Origin of the sequence: Bartonella sp. CE47NXGY (assembly GCF_042195415.1) — a bacterium.
GTDB lineage: Bacteria > Pseudomonadota > Alphaproteobacteria > Rhizobiales > Rhizobiaceae > Bartonella.
Window position 1 is genome coordinate 1 of record NZ_JBHIOI010000026.1, and the last position, 17,432, is coordinate 17,432.

Genomic DNA, 17,432 nt, shown 5'->3' on the forward strand with positions numbered 1-17,432 from the left:
GCATCCGGTCTGTTAGGTTATGTGAGTGATGGCAAACAAACCACTGTTGGCTTTGATGGGCATAGATATGACTTTGTAAGCAGAATTATTGGCGGCAATGGCTATACTTATGAGACAATACCTGCTGGTAGTAACGTTTTGACAGAATGGTGGAGAGTGGTCATGAATCCCATAAGTCCCCATACTTGTCTTGGAGATGCGAGTCCAAAATGTCGCTATAATTATGGCTCATCTCATCGTGAACAATTTCCTTTAAGTAAATCATGGAGTAAAAAATGAAACAAACTCTAAAATTATTAAGTGCTGTAACTTTGTTAGGTATTGCAGGATGTCAGTTTAATAAAACTCCTGGGGGGTATTTGAGCGCGTGGGAGAAAAATGGTGTTACTGATTTTACTGAAATAGGAAAAGCCTTATTAGAATGTGGTATGCCAGCTCCTTATGATGTATTTCCAGAAAACAGAAATTTAAGCAACAATGCAATAGCAACGATTCATGCTTGTATGGTTCAATCAGGTTTCCGCTATAAAGATGAAAGGGGGGGGGATGGTGTGTAAACCATAAAGCCGAAAATCTCCCGATTTGTCGTCCAGGTGCTGTTGTTCCACAGCGCAGTGTCAAGAAGCGCTTAAACAGCCCTTTTTGTAAAAAGCATCCAGAACAATATGAATGCTATCCTTAAGTCTTTCTTGTGATGATCAACAATCTGCCATCCTTGCCTTTGCTTGGAACGGCGGGATTGTTTTCTCAACCAATCATCTCAATATTGTTCACCGTTGTTTTAAGCAGCGGTGACAGGAAATATCAACAGGCTTATGAGCTTTTTTATTGTAAATAAATCCATTGAAAGAGGGGAATAATGAAGAAAATCTTAAAACTATTGAGTTGTATAGCTCTGTTAAGTATCACTGGATGTGTTAACTCAATTCCCTCACTTTCTCCAGCATTATGGAGAAATAAAATACTTTTAGAATGTGGAGTACCGGACCTTAATAAGGTTGTGGCGCTAGATTTGAATCAATTTGCCAGTATTGAAATGTGTATGGCGCAATCAGGTTTTCGCCCTAGCTTTACAATACAAGATTGGTGTGAGAACCATAAATCGGACAACCTTCCCATATGTCGTCCTGGTGCTGTTATGCCACAGCGAAGTGTTGAGAGACGCTTAAATAGCCCTTATTGTAAAAAACATTCAGAACAACTTGAATGCCAGCCTTAAGTCTTGCTTAAGCAGAGAAAGCCTTGTCCGTTCTTACGTGACAAGGTTTTCTTTTTATGCCGCGTCGTTATAACGTTGCTGTTTTGCTTGCTCGATGACATTGAAAAGATCTGATTGTAACCAACGCGATAAAAAACCAAATTTTAAAGGTTTTGGTAAAGAGCCATTGGTTACATGACGGCGGAAAGTTGAGACACTCATATGAAGCAATTTTGCACTTTCACGGTCTGTTAAAAGAATATCATTTTCTGTCATATTAAAATCCTTTCACTATAAAAATGGTAACAAATCATAACCATTTATTAACCACATTTTGGTTCATTTTTGAAGGTATTTTATTTATATAAAACAATATTTTATCATACAATTTCTGATGTGATACGTTATGAGTCTTATTGAGAGAGAATGAGAGAAAAGAGAGCTAAAGTTATCCACAGATAATGGGGTTATTCACCCCATATCTTAAGATTGACCCGTGACATAAGCCGCCCATTTCTCCATATAGACACGGCGCTGTTCTAGATAGTCAGTACGACGATAGGAGCGCTCTACTTGTCCTCCTACTGTATGACTTAGAATAGTTTCAGCGGCCTCATAGGGAGCATCGGTTGTTTCTGCTAGCCAATCGCGTAAACTAGAGCGAAAACCATGGGGGCAAGCTTCAATTTTATTTTTTCTCATATACGCCGCCATCATCGTATGTGAAAGAGGACCACGACCGGTAAGTGAAAAGATGAAATCACTTTTAGAGATACAGCGGGCTTGTTCAATTACTTTTATTGCTTCAGATGATAGGGGCACGCGAAACTCTGTTGTGGCATCACGCTTGCCTTTCATATTCTCAGCAGGGATTGTCCATATATCACCTTCAATCTGATCTTCACGAATATGACGCAAAGGGTTGGTACGAACGCCTGTCAGGATAAGCAGACGCAAAGCTAAATGTTTTATAGTTGTTGTTTTGCAGAGAAATTGGTAAAAAGCCGGCACATCTCTCCAATCCATGGCTGGTAAGCTTTGTTTTTTATGACGTTGTTTGCCTAAGAGAGCGCGTGCTTTTTCTACTGCTTGTAAATCAACATCTAACCCTAATGCAGCCGCATGTTTGAGACAAAGATTAAGACGCATTAGTGCTGTTCGAGCAGTTCCAGCTTTTGTATGCCAAATAGGGGCAAGGGTATCGCGTATCTCTGTTTGGGTAATCTCTGAAACGGGCAGACAGCCTAATTTAGGGAGAATATGGAGGCGTAAATGTAAAAACCAATTACAAGACTCACCATCATTTTTTAATTCAGCTTTACGGCTTTCAAAAGCATCTAGAGCAATATCTTTTAAATAATGGAGATTGCGCATTGCCTCACGCTTTTGTTTGTTGCGTTCTTTAATAGGGTCACGCCCCTCACGTAAAACAGCCCGCCACCTAGTTGCCAATTCACGAGCTTGTTTTAAAGAAACATCTCGCAAGGCACCCAAGCCCATTTCACGGCGCCGACCATGAATGGTATAACGATAAAGCCATTGAGCACCACCATCTTTACGTTTGTGAAGAAGCAAGCCGGCACCATCATTATATTTACCAGCTCCCAATGTTGCTACAGCCCTTGCATTAAGACGATTCATAAGAACCATTTTTACTCCTTTCTTGTACAATTTTTACCCACACATCAACCCCGCTTGTGACGTGCAAGCAAGTGGTTTTGATTGATTCAAGATAAACAGATTTGAAATGAGAGAATCCTACGTTATTCGGGCGTCTAATTCAATATGAACAGAGCTAGATTATCATTATAAATCAATATCTTGTATCGTTAGAGTGTGTAATGAATATTCCTAAGTAAGGTTTGCTTATGACACCTAAAGGAGATTGTGTATTACTTTACGCTTTTGTTTCTTTCGTTCTTTAAGGGGAGAGCGTTCTTCATGCAAAACAAGATCTCCCAAACAAAATACACCTATGTTGTCAATTCATGCGCTTTTCTTAAAGAAATATTTATCAATTCTTCTAAACTTATTTTATGATAGTGCTCGTGAGTGGTATCACGAGAGAGTATCCATGAATAATATAACATCTATTCTGCACCACTATCTTTATGCTTCATAAATAGAGAAAATTAGCATTATCACGTTTTGTTAGCCTTTGAATGTTTTAATAATTCTTGGCACTTAGGCATTTTCATTCTTTTCTTTAATATTCTTTCATTTACCAATTCTATTTGTGACGCATAAGAAAGCGATTTTGATTGTTTTAAATGTGATGAAGGTAATGAGAAAAAGGTATTTGGAATTGATGATTAAAGTAAAAAAACGATTATTTATCATTGTATATAAATATGTTATCCATAAATACAATCACGTAAAAAGGGGGTAAAACAAGGGGCTAACAAGAAGTTGGATTGTTTACACACGAGAGTTGGTCGGATTCTTCATCTTTTAGGAAAGTCAGTTAAAAAAATTGTTATGTTGTAAAAACGCATGATGAGGCTTTGTTTATTATAGAGAAAATAGGATATATATTATGCAATGCGTTTTTTCATATATTGGGGAGAATGGAGTATAACATGCGTTAAGTACTGTTATTTTATTTGCCTAGCTTCCAATGATGCTACAGCTCTTGTATTTAAAGAGAGTCTTTAAAATGCTTTCTTAAGTATTTTTATCCCTGTGCTGATCTTTTTTGTGACACGATAAGAAAGTGATTTTTGTGATTCAATTATAATGGGTTTTATTCTCTGTTTAATACGATCATAAATCATTATATCGTTTATACGCATGCATAAAAATTCATAAACCTATAAATATCCTTTAGATAAAATATCACTTTTATTTTTGTTTGTGAGAGAAGGCTAGAAATCAAGATCTGCATAGTGAGCACTTGCAACAATTCCGCGGACGCGATCTGTTAAAAGAGAACGAAAAGAAGGGCGTGATTTAATTCTCATATACCAGTCTTTGGCAGCAGGAGATTGTTCCCAGTCAATTTCCCCTAGAAAGTCAAGTACAGAAATAGAGGCTGCTGCTGCTAGATCTGCATAGGACAAGGCAGAACCGACTAAGCTATCGCGAGAGGCACAGAGCCAATTGAGATAGTTCATATGTGGTAAAATATTGGCACGTGCATTGCGTAAAATTTGTGAATTAGGAGCACCACCGCCAATGGCAAGTGGCATTTCACGTTTATGGATTCGTTCTCGTACGATATGGCGCGTTGCTTCATTTTCGAATTTATTTAAGAACCAGTCATTGAGACGGCGTACTTCCGCACGATCTAAAGGATTTTCTGGAAAGAGCTTATTTTCTTGTCGTAAACTTCCATGTGTTTCGTCTAAATATTCGCAGATAACAAGAGGACCTGATAATGGAACCTCGTGTTCATCGAGAAAAACAGGAACATGACCAGCGGGATTGAGGGCTAGAAATTCGTGTCTTCTTGCCCATTCATATTCTTCAATCAGTTGAGTGGTTACACCATATTCCCCAAGAATGAGGCGTATGAAGCGCGAGGCAGAGGATAGGGGAGAGTGAAAAAGTGTCAGCATAATTTACACTATCAAATAGAGTTGAAGAGAATTCTTTCAAGTAATCATTTTTATAAAGATGCTTGACTAGAAGTACAAGATCATTAGTAGCTGCTAGTAATTATAATTAATAAATTGTTAATGACTAGGAATTGTTCTCTTATGCGATGGTTTGCAAAATGGCAGCACGTAATTCTTCTAAACCGATAGCTTTTTCTGAAGAGGTTACAAGAAGCTCAGGATAAGCTGCTGGGCGTTTAAGAAGCTTTGTTTGTGTGCTCATAATTAATTTTTCCAAAGCATTTGATTTGATTTTATCGCTTTTTGTCAAAACAATGTGATAAGAAACAGCTGCTTTATCAAGGAGAGCAAGAACATCTTCATCATTATTTTTGATTCCGTGCCGTGAATCAATCAAGATATATACACGTTTTAACGTTGTGCGCCCCCGTAAATAGCTAAAAATCAAATTTGTCCACGCATCAACAAGATTTTTAGGAGCAGCAGCAAAACCATAACCAGGCATATCTACTAATGCTAGAGGGGGAAGGTCTCCTAGTTGCCCACTGAATCCATCGGGGACAAAATAATTAAGCTCTTGAGTCCGTCCTGGTGTATTTGAGGTACGTGCTAAGCTTTTTTGTTGGACGAGTGCGTTGATTAAAGATGATTTTCCAACATTGGAACGTCCTGCAAATGCAATTTCTGGTGGTCCTTCGGGGGGGAGAAAGCGTATTGCTGGTACACCACGAATAAAAATCCAATTGCGAGAAAAAATTCCAGAAAGGGAAGAATCTCTTGTCATTCATGCACTTCTTTTTTGGGTGATCTTCTCCAGATGGCTTTCAGATTATCAAAAAGCTCAATTTTAACTCCTTGGCGCTTCATCATGATACCTTGCTGAATGATTGATAATATATTGTTCCATGCCCAATAGATGACGAGACCAACAGGGAAAGAGGCGAGCATAAAAGTAAAGACAACAGGCATCCATGTGAATATCATCGCTTGGGTTTGGTCTTGAGGAGCGGGATTCATACGCATTTGTAAAAACATCGTTATTCCCATAATCAAAGGCCATGCACCAATCATAAGAAATGTTGGCGTTGTATATGGCAAGAGACCAAACAAGTTAAAAAGAGAAGTTGGATCGGGTGCCGCTAAATCTTTAATCCAGCCAAAGAAAGGGGCATGGCGCATTTCAATAGTGATATAGAGAACTTTATAAAGAGCAAAGAATATTGGGAATTGAACCAACATTGGCCAACAGCCTGCAAGGGGATTTATTTTTTCGGTTTTATATAGATCTATTATTGCCTTTTGTTGTTTGGTTTGGTCATCGGGATACTTTTCTTTTATTTCTAGCAACCGCGGTTGTAAAAGCTTCATGCGTGCCATAGATTTATAAGATTTATTGGCTAGAGGGAAAAGAAGAGTTTTTAAGAGCACTGTGACAAGAAGGATGGCGATACCAAAATTCCCTGTTTGTTTATAAAGAATATCAATGAGGGAAAACATTGGTTTGGTGATGAAATCAAACCAGCCCCAATCAATTAAAAGAGCAAACTTTTTGATTTTTAGGTCATTTTGATAACTATTAATAATTTCAACTTGTTTTGCACCAGCAAAAAGACGATTTGTAACAGTTTTTGTTTCATTTGGGGCAATCGTTAAAAGCGACCCTAGCAAGTCAGACTGATAATGTGTTTGCAAACGATCAAAATAAATAAAACGGCTTGTATATTCTTTATTTTGCGGGGGAATAACTGCTACAGCCCAATATTTATCGGTAATACCAATCCAACCTCCTGTTACTTTGGAAAAAGTCACGCTCTTTTGCCCATTATCAGGATTTGGGTCAAGCTCTGCTAAGGTTTTATATTTTTCAGTTTTGAGCGAATCTCCAGCAATACCTATCATACCTTCATGAAGTAAATAGGTTGCATTTGTATGTTCTGGTGGTGCAGCACGTGCAACGCGAGCATAGGACGAGAGATGTATTGGTTGATCGCTTTCATTGCTGATAGAATCCTCAATGGTAAACATGAAATGATTATCAACAGAAAGGGTCCGCCGGAAGATTTGTCCCTGTCCATTATTATAAATTAAAGTGATGGGTGTTGAAGGAGTCAGGATTGTATTGTTTCCCTCTATTTGCCATTTTGTATCCGATTGTGGCAAGGCTTTTGCTGGCAAAGACGCACTTGCAAAACCAAATTCAGCAAGGTAGGTTGTTTTGAAGCCTTTAGGATTTAGCAAATCGATTTCCGGTGATTTTTTATCGACTGTTAAACGATATTTTTTGAGGTGAAGATCATCAAATTGTGCACCAACAAGATTAATAGAGCCTTCCAGTTCATTGGTTTGGATCGCAATACGCTCTGTTTTGGCCAATACAGCTTTCCGGATTTCAGGTGTCATGGGCTGTTCGATGATAGATGTAGCTTGATACGTTGAGGTATCGTCAGAAAAATCTGTCGTGGTAGTAGAAAGGGCTGATTGTTGTTTTGACAATTGCTGTGCGATGACTTGTTGTTTTTGTAACTTTGCTTGTTTGGGAGCAACATGAAGAAATTGCCATGCGATGAGCACCACGAAAGATAAGCCAATAGCGATAAAGAAATTGCGATTATATTCCATCCGTACACCCTTGTTGTTGTTGCTGATGTTTTATTTTTGGTTTTATTCGCCGATTTAATTCACTAATCAAGGATGTAAAAGGTGCATGTAACACATCACGGTACGCTACAATGACATAGTCTGTTCCTGCTTCCATGTGATTTGTTACACCAACTCTCACGGCCTCACGCAAGCGCCTTTTAATACGATTACGTTTCACAGCATTACCGTTTTTACGGGTAACAGTGAAGCCTACACGTGCAAAAAGAGAATCTTTTCTTTCTGTTGTTTGTTCACGAGATTTAACTTCGAGCAAAAATAAAGGACCACGTCGTTTTTCTCCTGTACGGACAGCCAAAAAGTCTGCTCTTTTGCGAATACGGCAGGGATGTTTTTTCTTCATAAAAGAATATTTCGCAATTTCATTAAATGCCTGCAAGCAGACATTGTAGGTTCATAATAAAAGTTTCACAACGAAGAAACGATGAGCAATCCTCAACGGTTGTGAAAATTTAAATGGTTAAGCAGAAAGCCGCTTACGTCCACGAGCACGTCTTGCAGCAATAATTTTACGTCCTCCAGCTGTGGCCATGCGTGCACGAAACCCATGGCGGCGTTTACGGACAAGTTTAGAGGGTTGGTAAGTACGTTTCATTTATTTAAATACCGCGGAGTGCGGCCCTTCTTAATCTTCGTTTTATGAGTAGTTATGCGCGAGATAAACAATTTTATCCTATCATACGGCTGTTAACCCATAAGGAAAAATATAAAAAAAGTCAATCTTAGATTGTTTTTCTCTCTCTTGAAAGAATACAAAACACCTTATAACTATCTGTAACGCTTTTTTACAATACTGTAGGAGTGTTAGAAAATAACGATTGAAGCTACAGAACATAAATGGCGAGGGCCTTAAAGAATTAAAGAAGGTGTGACTGATTACTGTATGCTCAATTTAAAATATCCTTTAAGATTAAGAGTTTTTTTCAGTTTTTGTTTTTACAAAATTTTTATCAGAATATTCATTAAAGTGGTTGTAGCACAAACGTGATTGATAGGATTTTATAGCAGATTTTATGTTTGAGCTTCTTTATTTTAAGGATGGTTTCATATTTTTAAAGAGATAAGAGATGTATACTTTATAATGCTGAGTAAAGTAGAAAATTATCAGGTGATGAACCTTGTAAGTATTTTTCGTTCTTATGCTTATATTTGCTGGTATTTTTATAGAGAGGAAAGAACATGGATCTTATCACAAGTGAGGCTGTCCGCAACGTATTACGTACAATCAAAGGACCAGATCTTGAAAGCGATATTGTGTCGTTGGGTCTTCTTTCAGAAATATTGATTGCTGATGGTAAGGTTTTCTTTTCCATTACAGTTCCTGATGGAGGTGTGCAAAAATGGGAATCATTGCGTCGTTCTGCTGAAAAGGTGGTATGTGCTTTGGAGGGAGTGAAATCTGCTGTTGTTACACTTACAGCAGAAAAAATAACAAAGACAGCACCTAGTCGGAGAGCCAATCTCTTACCGATCAAAATGCCCATAGAAGGTGTGAGGCATGTGATTGCTGTTGCTTCTGGAAAAGGAGGGGTCGGGAAATCTACGATGGCAATAAATATCGCCTTAGCTTTACAAGATTCTGGTTTCAAGACGGGGGTGATGGATGCTGATATTTATGGTCCTTCGTTGCCACGTTTGACAGGACTTGTTAATCAAAAACCACAGCTTATTGGAGAAAAAAAGCTTCAACCTCTTGAAAAATTTGGACTGAAATTGATGTCGATGGGATTTTTGGTGGAGGAAGAAAAGCCGGTGGTCTGGCGCGGTCCTATGGTTATGGCAGCTGTAACGCAATTGTTACGAGATGTTGTATGGGGGCCTTTGGACGTTTTAGTCGTTGATATGCCGCCAGGTACAGGGGATGCACAATTAACGCTTGCGCAACAGGTACAATTAACGGGTGCGTTGGTTGTTTCTACGCCCCAAGATCTTGCTTTAGTGGATGCGCGTAAAGCAATAGAAATGTTCATGAAAGTCAATGTTCCTATTTTAGGACTCATTGAGAATATGAGTTGTTTTATCGCTCCTGATACAGGAAAACGCTACGATATTTTTGGCTATGGTGGTGCACGGGCAGAAGCAGAACGTCGAGAGGTCCCTTTCTTAGCAGAAATACCGCTTGATCCAGCTTTACGATTGTCTTCAGATGAAGGAATCCCTATTTTTGTTGCTAAGCCTAGTGAAGAGCATGCTAAACTATATCGTAAAATTGTTGATCAAATAAAAAATCAACTCTTTTGAATGGGGGGGATGTTATAAGAGAGTTTATTAAAACACAATCATGAAAGACATAAAAATAGTCGCTTCTTTGTAAGAGGAAGTTTTAATGTGTGAATGGAGTATATAGGTTAAATAAACAAAAAATTATTCATGCGTTTGGATAACCTGAAGGGGAACAAAATTGAAGAGCTAGAGCTGTGAGGTAGAAAAAAATATTGGACTTGAGGCAAAAAGAAGAAGACCGAAAATAAAAATAATTTAGAAAAATTGTAAAAGGTTGTAAAAAATATTTTAATAATCAATTTTTTCATAAAAAAGCATTTTTTGATGTGAGTTTTCTTGATATACATCTTCAACATTTAGTTTTTTCTTATTGAGATGATAAAAATATTGGTCAAGTCTTTTTAGAAGCATTCATTTTTTGCAAAGTAGCTTCAAGAGCCATTGTTAAAGCATTCTTTCCCCCTTGTTGAGAAAAGTAATTTGACAAAAATTCATTTGTTCCACCCTTTGTTGAAAACTCTTTTTCAAGCAGTGCAAAATCGAGAGATACAGAACGATCCGTTGCTATAGTTTTACGCATTTCATCTGTAAGATTTCCAAACATCATGGTAAGGAATTCTGCTGATTGTTGTTTTTTTAACCCTTGTGTTATAAACCATTGATGGGCAGTTTTTATAAAATTAAAATATACTCCCATAAGTGAACCAGCTGTCATAAAAAGATTAAACTGCTCTTCCTTATCCAGCACCAATGTGCCCCCCAATGCATCAAATAAAGTGCGCAAAAAGGGATGATTGGGATAGATTGGTGTCAAATTTTTGCATTCTGCAACAAAAGGTAATGGAACAGCACGATAAACTTTATGATTAATCCACTCTTCTATTTCTGCTGCTTTTGCCATAGCAAGTACGGAAATAACCAGCTGTTCTGGACGAAAACAAAGAGAGCGCAAAACGTCTTCTGCAATTTGATTGGGCAAGCAAAGAAAAACACAATCACTAACATCGAGCAACGCTTGGTTATTTTCAGCAATCATAACTTTATCATAAGTGCGTGAAAGGCGCTTTGCTGTTTGTGCATTGCGAGGCGAAACAATAATGGAAGAAACATCAAAGTTGCTTGTCATTAAGCCATTCACCATTGAAGCACTGATTGTACCCGTTCCCAAAAAGCCAAGTCTCATTATCTATTTCTCAGTTTCATATTTTAAAAGGAATTTCAATCAACATCTCAGGTGTTTTAACTAACATAAACGCTAATTGAAGAAGCAACACATAACATAGCAAGAATAATCAAAACCAAATAGATTTTGGGCTTGTCAAAGAGAACGGCAAAAGCAGAAAACCAACCAACAACAGCTGCGGCTAATGCAAATAAAAAACCTGGTTTATTCATAAGCACAATATGCATTGCCATTAAACCACCAATAATTAGCGCTCCAAAAATGATGAGCAAACCTGTTGCAAACTTTTCATAATCATCCATATTTCGCTCCTTATAGCGCTCAATTATTACACACTTTTTAACGCATATGCACATAAAAACGAAATGTTTTTTATTGAATATGGTTAAAACGGGGGGTGCCGTTTATTGATCAGATGTAAAAAATGCAGGGATATGCTGTGGCCAACGCCAAGGTAAAATTGCAATTAAATCAAAGCGTACAGACAAAAGGGCATAATCTTTTTGCCGTGCGAGCCAAATATCGGCAGCTGCCTCAATTCGCTTTTCATTCATTCGGGAAACCGCTTCCATTGCTTCAGCCAACGTTGAACGTGCTTTAACTTCAACGATTAACACAAGATTTCCGCGTCGTGCAATTAAATCAATTTCTCCACATTTTGTTTTAAAACGCCTTTCGGCAATGTGAAACCCTTTGCAACGTAGCCACAAAGCTGCCAATTTTTCTGCACGAACCCCTCGATAAAAAGACTTTTGTCTGCGTTTTTTTTGTATCATTTTACGCATTTTTTAAAAAGATTAATCGCTGAAAAAGTTCCTGCTTTTTAAAACCGGTTTTTTTTGCAACAAAAGCTGCCGCTTGAGCAGCAGAATGTGTCCGTGCGCGTTCTAATAGCATTTCATCAATTTCTTGATCACTTATCACATTTAAAGAAGAAGATGATTCTCCAACAAGGACAACAATTTCCCCACGAATATGTGCTTGTTTTCTGTAATTTTCTAACAAATTTCCCAAATTGGAAACATCTACTGTTTCAAACTTTTTTGTTAATTCACGACAAATGGCAGCAGGTCGATCAGCCGAAAAAAGAGTGACCATATCCTGTAAAGTTTCAACAAGACGATGCGGTGATTCATAAAAAATCAAAGTTGCTGGAATCTCTTTTAATTGTTCCAACCGTTTTCGGCGCTGTAGCTTTCGTGCACTCAAAAAACCTGCAAAAAAAAAGCTATCAGTAGGAAGCCCTGTCGGTATAAGAGCGGCTAAAAGAGCGGATGCTCCAGGAATAGGAATAATTTTATGACCAGCTTTACGGGCCTCTTCCACCAATCGAAATCCAGGATCAGAAATAAGTGGTGTTCCGGCATCTGAAACAAGTGCTACTGTTTTGTTTTCTGCTAAAGCCGCTAAGAGCTTCGGACCCGCTTTTTGCGCATTATATTCATGATAGAGAAAAGGTTTTTTTTGAATACCGTAACGTTCCAACAAAACACGTGTTACTCGCGTATCCTCACACGCTAAAATATCAATTCCTGCAAGTACTTGCAAAGCACGAAGCGTAATATCTGCAAGATTTCCGATAGGTGTTGCCACAAGATAAAGCCCTGATTCTATAACGGGTGCAGAATAAGCATGCGCACCTATAAAATATGCTTTTTCACACATGCTCTTTTCTTTTCATTAAATTCTCCTCACCACAAGATTTTTATCCATACTCATAAGCCATTTTAGCTCATTTTTTACCAGCACATTTTTTATCATTACAAAGGCTTACCTTATTCGAATAATCGATTACACTACAATAAGATAATTTCATATTTAATATCTTAATTTAACATTATTATCTATTTTGATCCGCGTTATTTTTTCCAGTAAAACAAATTCCAAATGTAACCAATATTCTATCTACCCCATGATTTTCTATAAAGTTTTTCCTTCGAGAACCAAAAAACAATTTTACCCAATGTTATAATCTCATGCTTGTTTGTGCTCTTTTAAAAGCTAAGCTTTTTAGATTATTTCCATAACGCCGATTTTTCAAATATTCTATTGATATCCAAACTGTTTTTCTGAGCAAATGTAAACAGCCCCTTTTGAAACACATACAGTTAACTGGCAGCTGACTTGATCAAATATAAGCTCTTATCAGCAAAATACTTTATTTTTTCATATTCTCTACAGCTTTAACAGTATACAGTATAATGAGTACCTTAGAAAAGTTTAAGGCTAAATTTTATCTTAAACATTTGATTTATAATAGAAAATTTATTATTTTGCCTATTAATTAGGAGCTTTAAATATCGTAACATTATCTCAGCTCTTCTTATAGTCAATTAATCAAAATCATTTTTGTGCATCTTGAAACCTCCTTAAAACAAAGATTATCGCCTCATTGGAGATCGCAGAGAAAATAATGCTGTTAGTTTGTACTTTTTATTTCATAAATATGGAACTGTTCGTTCACAGGATTGCGTTATACCTTTTTCGGATAGTGTCGCAAAATTATTGTTTGATATGAGAGCTATCTCTTAAAAACAAGCCCATGACTGAACAACACAAGTCTGCTTTAATTTTGGATACCTTATTTTTTCTGAAGGATATGCTCCCATAAAAAAACGTAAGTAATAAAAGCGGGGACAATACGTTATCTCTTCTTTTTAGAGGATATTGTGATGCTTTTGAAAGTTTTAAAACCGAATGGACAGATGATAGTAAAGAGGAAAACAGTTTTTTCCTTTCAGATTTGATGTTCTTGCTAAATGAAGCTGTATTTTCGTTTCAGAGATTACTCAAATAGAATATGCAATATTTTTGCTCTAGCTACAAAAGCTGGAACGGCGTGCAGAGCTTTCATTCACCTTAATCTTTCTTTTAAATATACCACTTGTGTTCAATTTGGATGTTGATTTACAAGCAATAGCGAAAGCACAAGCTTTATAAAAAAAACAACTCTATAAAACGCGTCATAGAGTGGTCATGAAAGCTATTTTGTTTTTTATCAGGTGTTTTGCTAATAGCGATAGTCTCCATGGCTTGGCATCTGCTTATTCTTACGGTATTTGTACACATTCATTGCAGTATATTGGTAAGGTTAGATGCAAGGCGATTATCCTTGATGCAAAAATAAAAGGTTAATGTGAGATTAAAGATTTTTTCGTGTCATTATCAGTAGAAACATTATAAAGGGCTTGAACAAGCATGCTCTTTATCTCTTTATCTCACAATGTTTTTTCTACATTCATTCGTGGTTTTTCTTGAGTGAGCATTACTTGGCAAGTGTAGGAGAAAAAATAAACTTGAATTGTACCTCCGTAGGTTTTGCTCTTGGCTAGTTAAAACGACTGATGTTTCTTATGAGAGGGCTAAAAGCATTTTGGATCATATGGGAGAGGGGGTAAAGTAGAACGGGCTTATTTTCCTTCAGGTTTTCGAGAACCGCGGCTGTTCCTTTATCGCAGAATTGTCAAGAATATATTTATTATTGTTTTGTCATTTAAATAAAAAAATTTTGATAAAAATATGTTATGTTTTTCTATTGAAAAAATTCATGCGGTGAAGAGAGTATTTTATATGAGAATAGAGTTCTTTTTACATTGTGAAAGAACGTATGCAGGAAGGTGATTGATAGATTTCTGATCTGAGGGAAATATTTTTATCCATTGCGTTTTGTATATTTCAATTTTAGGAAAATGAACAATGATTATACATTGGGGAATTACATATTGGGATAGAAGGGGCCCTCATTGCCTTGCGGACAGATCCAAGTGATATTTTGGTTTGGATCTTTGATATCGCATGTTTTACAATGTATGCAATTTGAAGCGTTTATCATATAAGTCAGATGATCATTATCCTCTAGCCACTCGTAGACAGCGGCGGGACAATAGCGTGTAGAGGGTCCTCCATAGATTGCATATTCAGAGTCCTTTTGCTTTTTTAATGAGGCTATTTTTAAATGACAAGGTTGATTTTCTTCATGATGCGTATTGGAAAGGGCAACACTTGAAAGGCGATCAAAGGTTACAACGCCATCTGGTTTTGGGTAAGAAATGGGTTGAAATTTTTCTGCTGGTTCAAGGCATGCATAATCTTCCTTTCCGTGGGAGAGTGTTTTAAATAAGGAAAATCCGAACAGTTGTTGCCACCACATATCAAAACCAGCAAGTTTAATTCCATATTTTGTCCCATATTTTGCCCAGAGCGGTTTGGCATTTCGCACTTTATAAAGATCTTTGCCAATGAGCCCTTTTCGCCACTGTTCTTCGATTTCTTTAACCTCATCATGGGCACGCCCTTGTGCAAGAGCGGTAGCCATTTTATCGGCAGCTAATATGCCAGATAAGATGGCATTGTGTGATCCTTTGATACGAGGAACATTGACAAATCCAGCAGAGCAGCCAATAAGCGCCCCACCAGGAAAGGTGAGTTTTGGTACAGATTGCCAACCTCCTTCGCTGATAACACGTGCACCATAGGAAAGACGTTTTGCGCCTTTAAAGATTTTATAGAGTTTTGGATGTGTTTTAAAACGTTGAAATTCTTCAAAGGGAGAAAGATAAGGATTTTTGTAATCTAAGTGCACAACAAAACCGACAGAAATGATATTGTTTTCTTGGTGATAAATAAAGCCACCGCCACCGGTATTATTGTCTAAGGGCCAACCCGTGAAATGTTGTACTAAACCGCGTTGGTGTTTGTTGGGGGCAATTTCCCAGAGCTCCTTGAGACCAAGACCAAATTTTTGTGGTTCTCGATTTTTGCTAAGATTAAAATGTTGTATCAGTTGTTTTGCAATTGAGCCGCGTGCTCCTTCCGCAATCAGAGTATATTTTGCTAATAAAGCCATCCCAGGCATATAATTTTTTCCAGGGGTTCCATCTTTGTTAAGCCCCATATCACCGGTGAGAACACCAATGATAGCTCCGTTATCTTTTTGGATGATGGGTTCTGTTGCTGCAAAACCAGGATAGATTTCAACACCCAACGCTTCAGCTTTTTTGCTTAGCCAGCGGCAGACGCTCCCAAGCGAAACGATATAACATCCGTTATTTGATAAGATTTTAGGGTGCAAAATATTGGGAAATACTGTGGACTTTTGAGGCTTTAGAAAAAAAAATTGGTCTTGTGTGACAGGGGTTGTAAAGGGATGGTCGTTATCATTTCGCCATTCTGGTAAGAGTGTGTCGATACCAATGGGGTCAACAACTGCGCCAGAGAGAATATGTGCACCAACTTCGGTTCCTTTTTCAACAATTGTGACAGAAAGCTCAGGATTAATTTGTTTAAAACGAATTGCGGCAGAAAGCCCTGCTGGTCCTGCTCCGACAATGACTATGTCAAACTCCATACTTTCACGTTGGTCATGCAGAAGTGCTTTCATGGCTTATAAAGCTTTCTCCAATTCTGGAATAATTTGGTGGAGATCACCTACAAGGGTGTAATCGGCAATTTGCATGATGGGAGCTTCTTCATCGTTATTAATGGCAACAATAATTTGTGCATCCATTATACCGGCTAAATGCTGGATTGCACCGGAAATGCCAACGGCGATATAGAGTTCAGGGGCAACGACTTTTCCTGTTTGTCCAATTTGCCAATCATTGGGAGCATAGCCTGCGTCCACTGCTGCGCGGCTGGCACCTAAAGCAGCATTTAATTTGTTTGCAAGAGGAAGAAGCAGGGCCATAAATTTCTCTTGAGAACCAAGACCACGCCCGCCTGATATAATAACACGGGCTGAGGTGAGATCAGGACGATCACTTTTGTTTGTCTCTGCTTTTACGAAAGAAGAAAGATTTGGATTGGGAGCTGGTGTTATTGTTTTAATGGGAGCAGAATTATTTTGGGAAGGCGTTGGGGTGAAAGAAGCGGTGCGAACTGTTATAATTTTTTTATAATCATTGGTGCGTACAGTTTCAAATGCATTGCCTGCATAAATTGGTCGTTTGAAGGTATTGGGTGAAAGAATGGCGGTAATATCTGAAATTTGCATAAGATCAAGAAGAGCTGCTACGCGCGGCATCACATTTTTCCCAGTACTGCTGGATGCTGCCATGATCACATCATAATCCTTTGCTAACATGAGAATTGTATCTGACATAGGCTCGGCAAGTTGATGGGCTAAATAGTCTGCTTTTGCAATAAGAACTTGCCGCACACCATTAAGTTTAGCACTATTTTCCGCTATCGTTTGAATTTTTTCTCCGCAAACCAGAATATCGATATCATTACTGAGTACGCGTGCAGCGGTGAGTGCTTTTGCTGTTTCTTCTGTATTATGATCGGCCAATAAAAGAATTGCCATAAGTTTTTGCCCTTTTATGTGAGTGTTGCTTTTACTCTAGTGGTGAGAATATTAAATGCAGTTCTTCTGTTTTAAGGCTCTGACAAGTTCTACTACATTTGCCACTTTTATACCGGATTGACGGGGTTTTGGCTCTTCAACGCTTAAAATTATTAAGCGTGCTTTCGTATCGACGCCAAGATCAGTAAGAGATTTTTGTTCAATGATTTTCTTTTTTGCTTTCATGATATTGGGGAGAGAGGTGTAACGCGGTTCATTGAGCCGTAGATCGGCGGTCATAACCATGGGAAGGGGAAGACAAAGGGTTTG

At 37.9% G+C, this 17,432-nt stretch carries 16 protein-coding genes and 3 pseudogenes; 5 read left to right on the forward strand and 14 right to left on the reverse strand.

Annotation, left to right across the window (positions count from 1 at the left end):
• From ACFIL3_RS07350 to ACFIL3_RS07360, 3 genes and pseudogenes are all read left to right on the forward strand, one after another.
• Positions 1–279 (forward strand): annotated as a pseudogene (locus ACFIL3_RS07350) (filamentous hemagglutinin); the annotation flags it as partial.
• Positions 276–682 (forward strand): annotated as a pseudogene (locus tag ACFIL3_RS07355) (hypothetical protein). The pseudogenes ACFIL3_RS07350 and ACFIL3_RS07355, both read left to right, overlap by 4 nt.
• 177 nt (positions 683–859) lie before the next feature.
• A complete protein-coding gene (locus tag ACFIL3_RS07360; protein WP_273724680.1) occupies positions 860–1,219 on the forward strand; it encodes a hypothetical protein in 360 nt (119 codons plus the stop codon).
• Positions 1,220–1,273: 54 nt separating this feature from the next.
• Here ACFIL3_RS07360 and ACFIL3_RS07365 read toward each other — a convergent pair whose 3' ends face one another.
• From ACFIL3_RS07365 to rpmH, 7 genes are all read right to left on the reverse strand, one after another.
• Positions 1,274–1,474 carry a helix-turn-helix transcriptional regulator gene (locus ACFIL3_RS07365; protein WP_375634691.1) on the reverse strand — a complete coding sequence of 67 codons (201 nt, stop codon included), beginning with the start codon at positions 1,472–1,474 and terminating at the stop codon, positions 1,274–1,276.
• A 207-nt stretch (positions 1,475–1,681) separates the two neighbouring features.
• The gene (locus ACFIL3_RS07370; protein WP_375681992.1) at positions 1,682–2,848 is read right to left on the reverse strand and encodes a tyrosine-type recombinase/integrase; all 1,167 of its coding nucleotides are present in this window, start codon (positions 2,846–2,848) and stop codon (positions 1,682–1,684) included.
• A 1,214-nt stretch (positions 2,849–4,062) separates the two neighbouring features.
• Entirely contained in the window at positions 4,063–4,755 is a 693-nt protein-coding gene (locus ACFIL3_RS07375; protein ID WP_375612254.1) for a glutathione S-transferase family protein, read from the reverse strand.
• 139 nt (positions 4,756–4,894) lie between these two features.
• Positions 4,895–5,539: a ribosome biogenesis GTP-binding protein YihA/YsxC gene (yihA, locus tag ACFIL3_RS07380; RefSeq protein WP_375652905.1), complete on the reverse strand. Its 645-nt coding sequence runs from the start codon at positions 5,537–5,539 to the stop codon at positions 4,895–4,897.
• Positions 5,536–7,374 (reverse strand): membrane protein insertase YidC, encoded by a 1,839-nt coding sequence (yidC, locus tag ACFIL3_RS07385; RefSeq protein WP_375681993.1) that lies wholly within the window; start codon positions 7,372–7,374, stop codon positions 5,536–5,538. The genes yihA and yidC overlap by 4 nt, the downstream gene beginning before the upstream one ends.
• A complete protein-coding gene (gene rnpA / locus ACFIL3_RS07390) occupies positions 7,364–7,756 on the reverse strand; it encodes a ribonuclease P protein component (RefSeq protein WP_375612257.1) in 393 nt (130 codons plus the stop codon). The genes yidC and rnpA overlap by 11 nt, the downstream gene beginning before the upstream one ends.
• A 117-nt stretch (positions 7,757–7,873) precedes the next feature.
• Positions 7,874–8,008 carry a 50S ribosomal protein L34 gene (gene rpmH, locus ACFIL3_RS07395; RefSeq protein ID WP_375612258.1) on the reverse strand — a complete coding sequence of 45 codons (135 nt, stop codon included), beginning with the start codon at positions 8,006–8,008 and terminating at the stop codon, positions 7,874–7,876.
• 584 nt (positions 8,009–8,592) lie between these two features.
• Here rpmH and ACFIL3_RS07400 point away from each other — a divergent pair.
• Positions 8,593–9,654 carry an Mrp/NBP35 family ATP-binding protein gene (locus tag ACFIL3_RS07400; protein WP_375681994.1) on the forward strand — a complete coding sequence of 354 codons (1,062 nt, stop codon included), beginning with the start codon at positions 8,593–8,595 and terminating at the stop codon, positions 9,652–9,654.
• Between the two features lie 373 nt (positions 9,655–10,027).
• Here the strand turns inward: ACFIL3_RS07400 and ACFIL3_RS07405 are convergent, their stop codons facing one another.
• The 4 genes from ACFIL3_RS07405 to rsmI all read right to left on the reverse strand — a co-directional run bounded on the left by ACFIL3_RS07405 (position 10,028) and on the right by rsmI (position 12,484).
• Positions 10,028–10,819: a pyrroline-5-carboxylate reductase gene (locus ACFIL3_RS07405; protein ID WP_375613497.1), complete on the reverse strand. Its 792-nt coding sequence runs from the start codon at positions 10,817–10,819 to the stop codon at positions 10,028–10,030.
• 56 nt (positions 10,820–10,875) lie between these two features.
• Positions 10,876–11,121, reverse strand: a complete 246-nt coding sequence (locus tag ACFIL3_RS07410; RefSeq protein WP_375612261.1) for a hypothetical protein — start codon at positions 11,119–11,121, stop codon at positions 10,876–10,878.
• Between the two features lie 102 nt (positions 11,122–11,223).
• On the reverse strand, positions 11,224–11,592 hold the full coding sequence (locus ACFIL3_RS07415; protein WP_375613510.1) for a YraN family protein: 369 nt from the start codon (positions 11,590–11,592) through the stop codon (positions 11,224–11,226).
• A 4-nt stretch (positions 11,593–11,596) separates the two neighbouring features.
• Entirely contained in the window at positions 11,597–12,484 is an 888-nt protein-coding gene (rsmI, locus tag ACFIL3_RS07420) for a 16S rRNA (cytidine(1402)-2'-O)-methyltransferase (protein WP_375613498.1), read from the reverse strand.
• 1,311 nt (positions 12,485–13,795) lie between these two features.
• Between rsmI and ACFIL3_RS07425 the strand changes: the two genes are divergently transcribed.
• Positions 13,796–13,954: a hypothetical protein gene (locus ACFIL3_RS07425; RefSeq protein ID WP_375638534.1), complete on the forward strand. Its 159-nt coding sequence runs from the start codon at positions 13,796–13,798 to the stop codon at positions 13,952–13,954.
• A gap of 580 nt (positions 13,955–14,534) precedes the next feature.
• Here the strand turns inward: ACFIL3_RS07425 and ACFIL3_RS07430 are convergent.
• The 3 genes and pseudogenes from ACFIL3_RS07430 to ACFIL3_RS07440 all read right to left on the reverse strand — a co-directional run.
• The gene (locus ACFIL3_RS07430) at positions 14,535–16,199 is read right to left on the reverse strand and encodes a 4Fe-4S dicluster domain-containing protein (RefSeq protein ID WP_375647183.1); all 1,665 of its coding nucleotides are present in this window, start codon (positions 16,197–16,199) and stop codon (positions 14,535–14,537) included.
• Positions 16,200–16,202: 3 nt separating this feature from the next.
• Complete coding sequence (locus ACFIL3_RS07435; protein WP_375681995.1) at positions 16,203–17,123, reverse strand: electron transfer flavoprotein subunit alpha/FixB family protein; 921 nt, start codon at positions 17,121–17,123, stop codon at positions 16,203–16,205.
• A gap of 51 nt (positions 17,124–17,174) precedes the next feature.
• Positions 17,175–17,432: pseudogene (locus tag ACFIL3_RS07440) on the reverse strand (electron transfer flavoprotein subunit beta/FixA family protein); the annotation flags it as partial.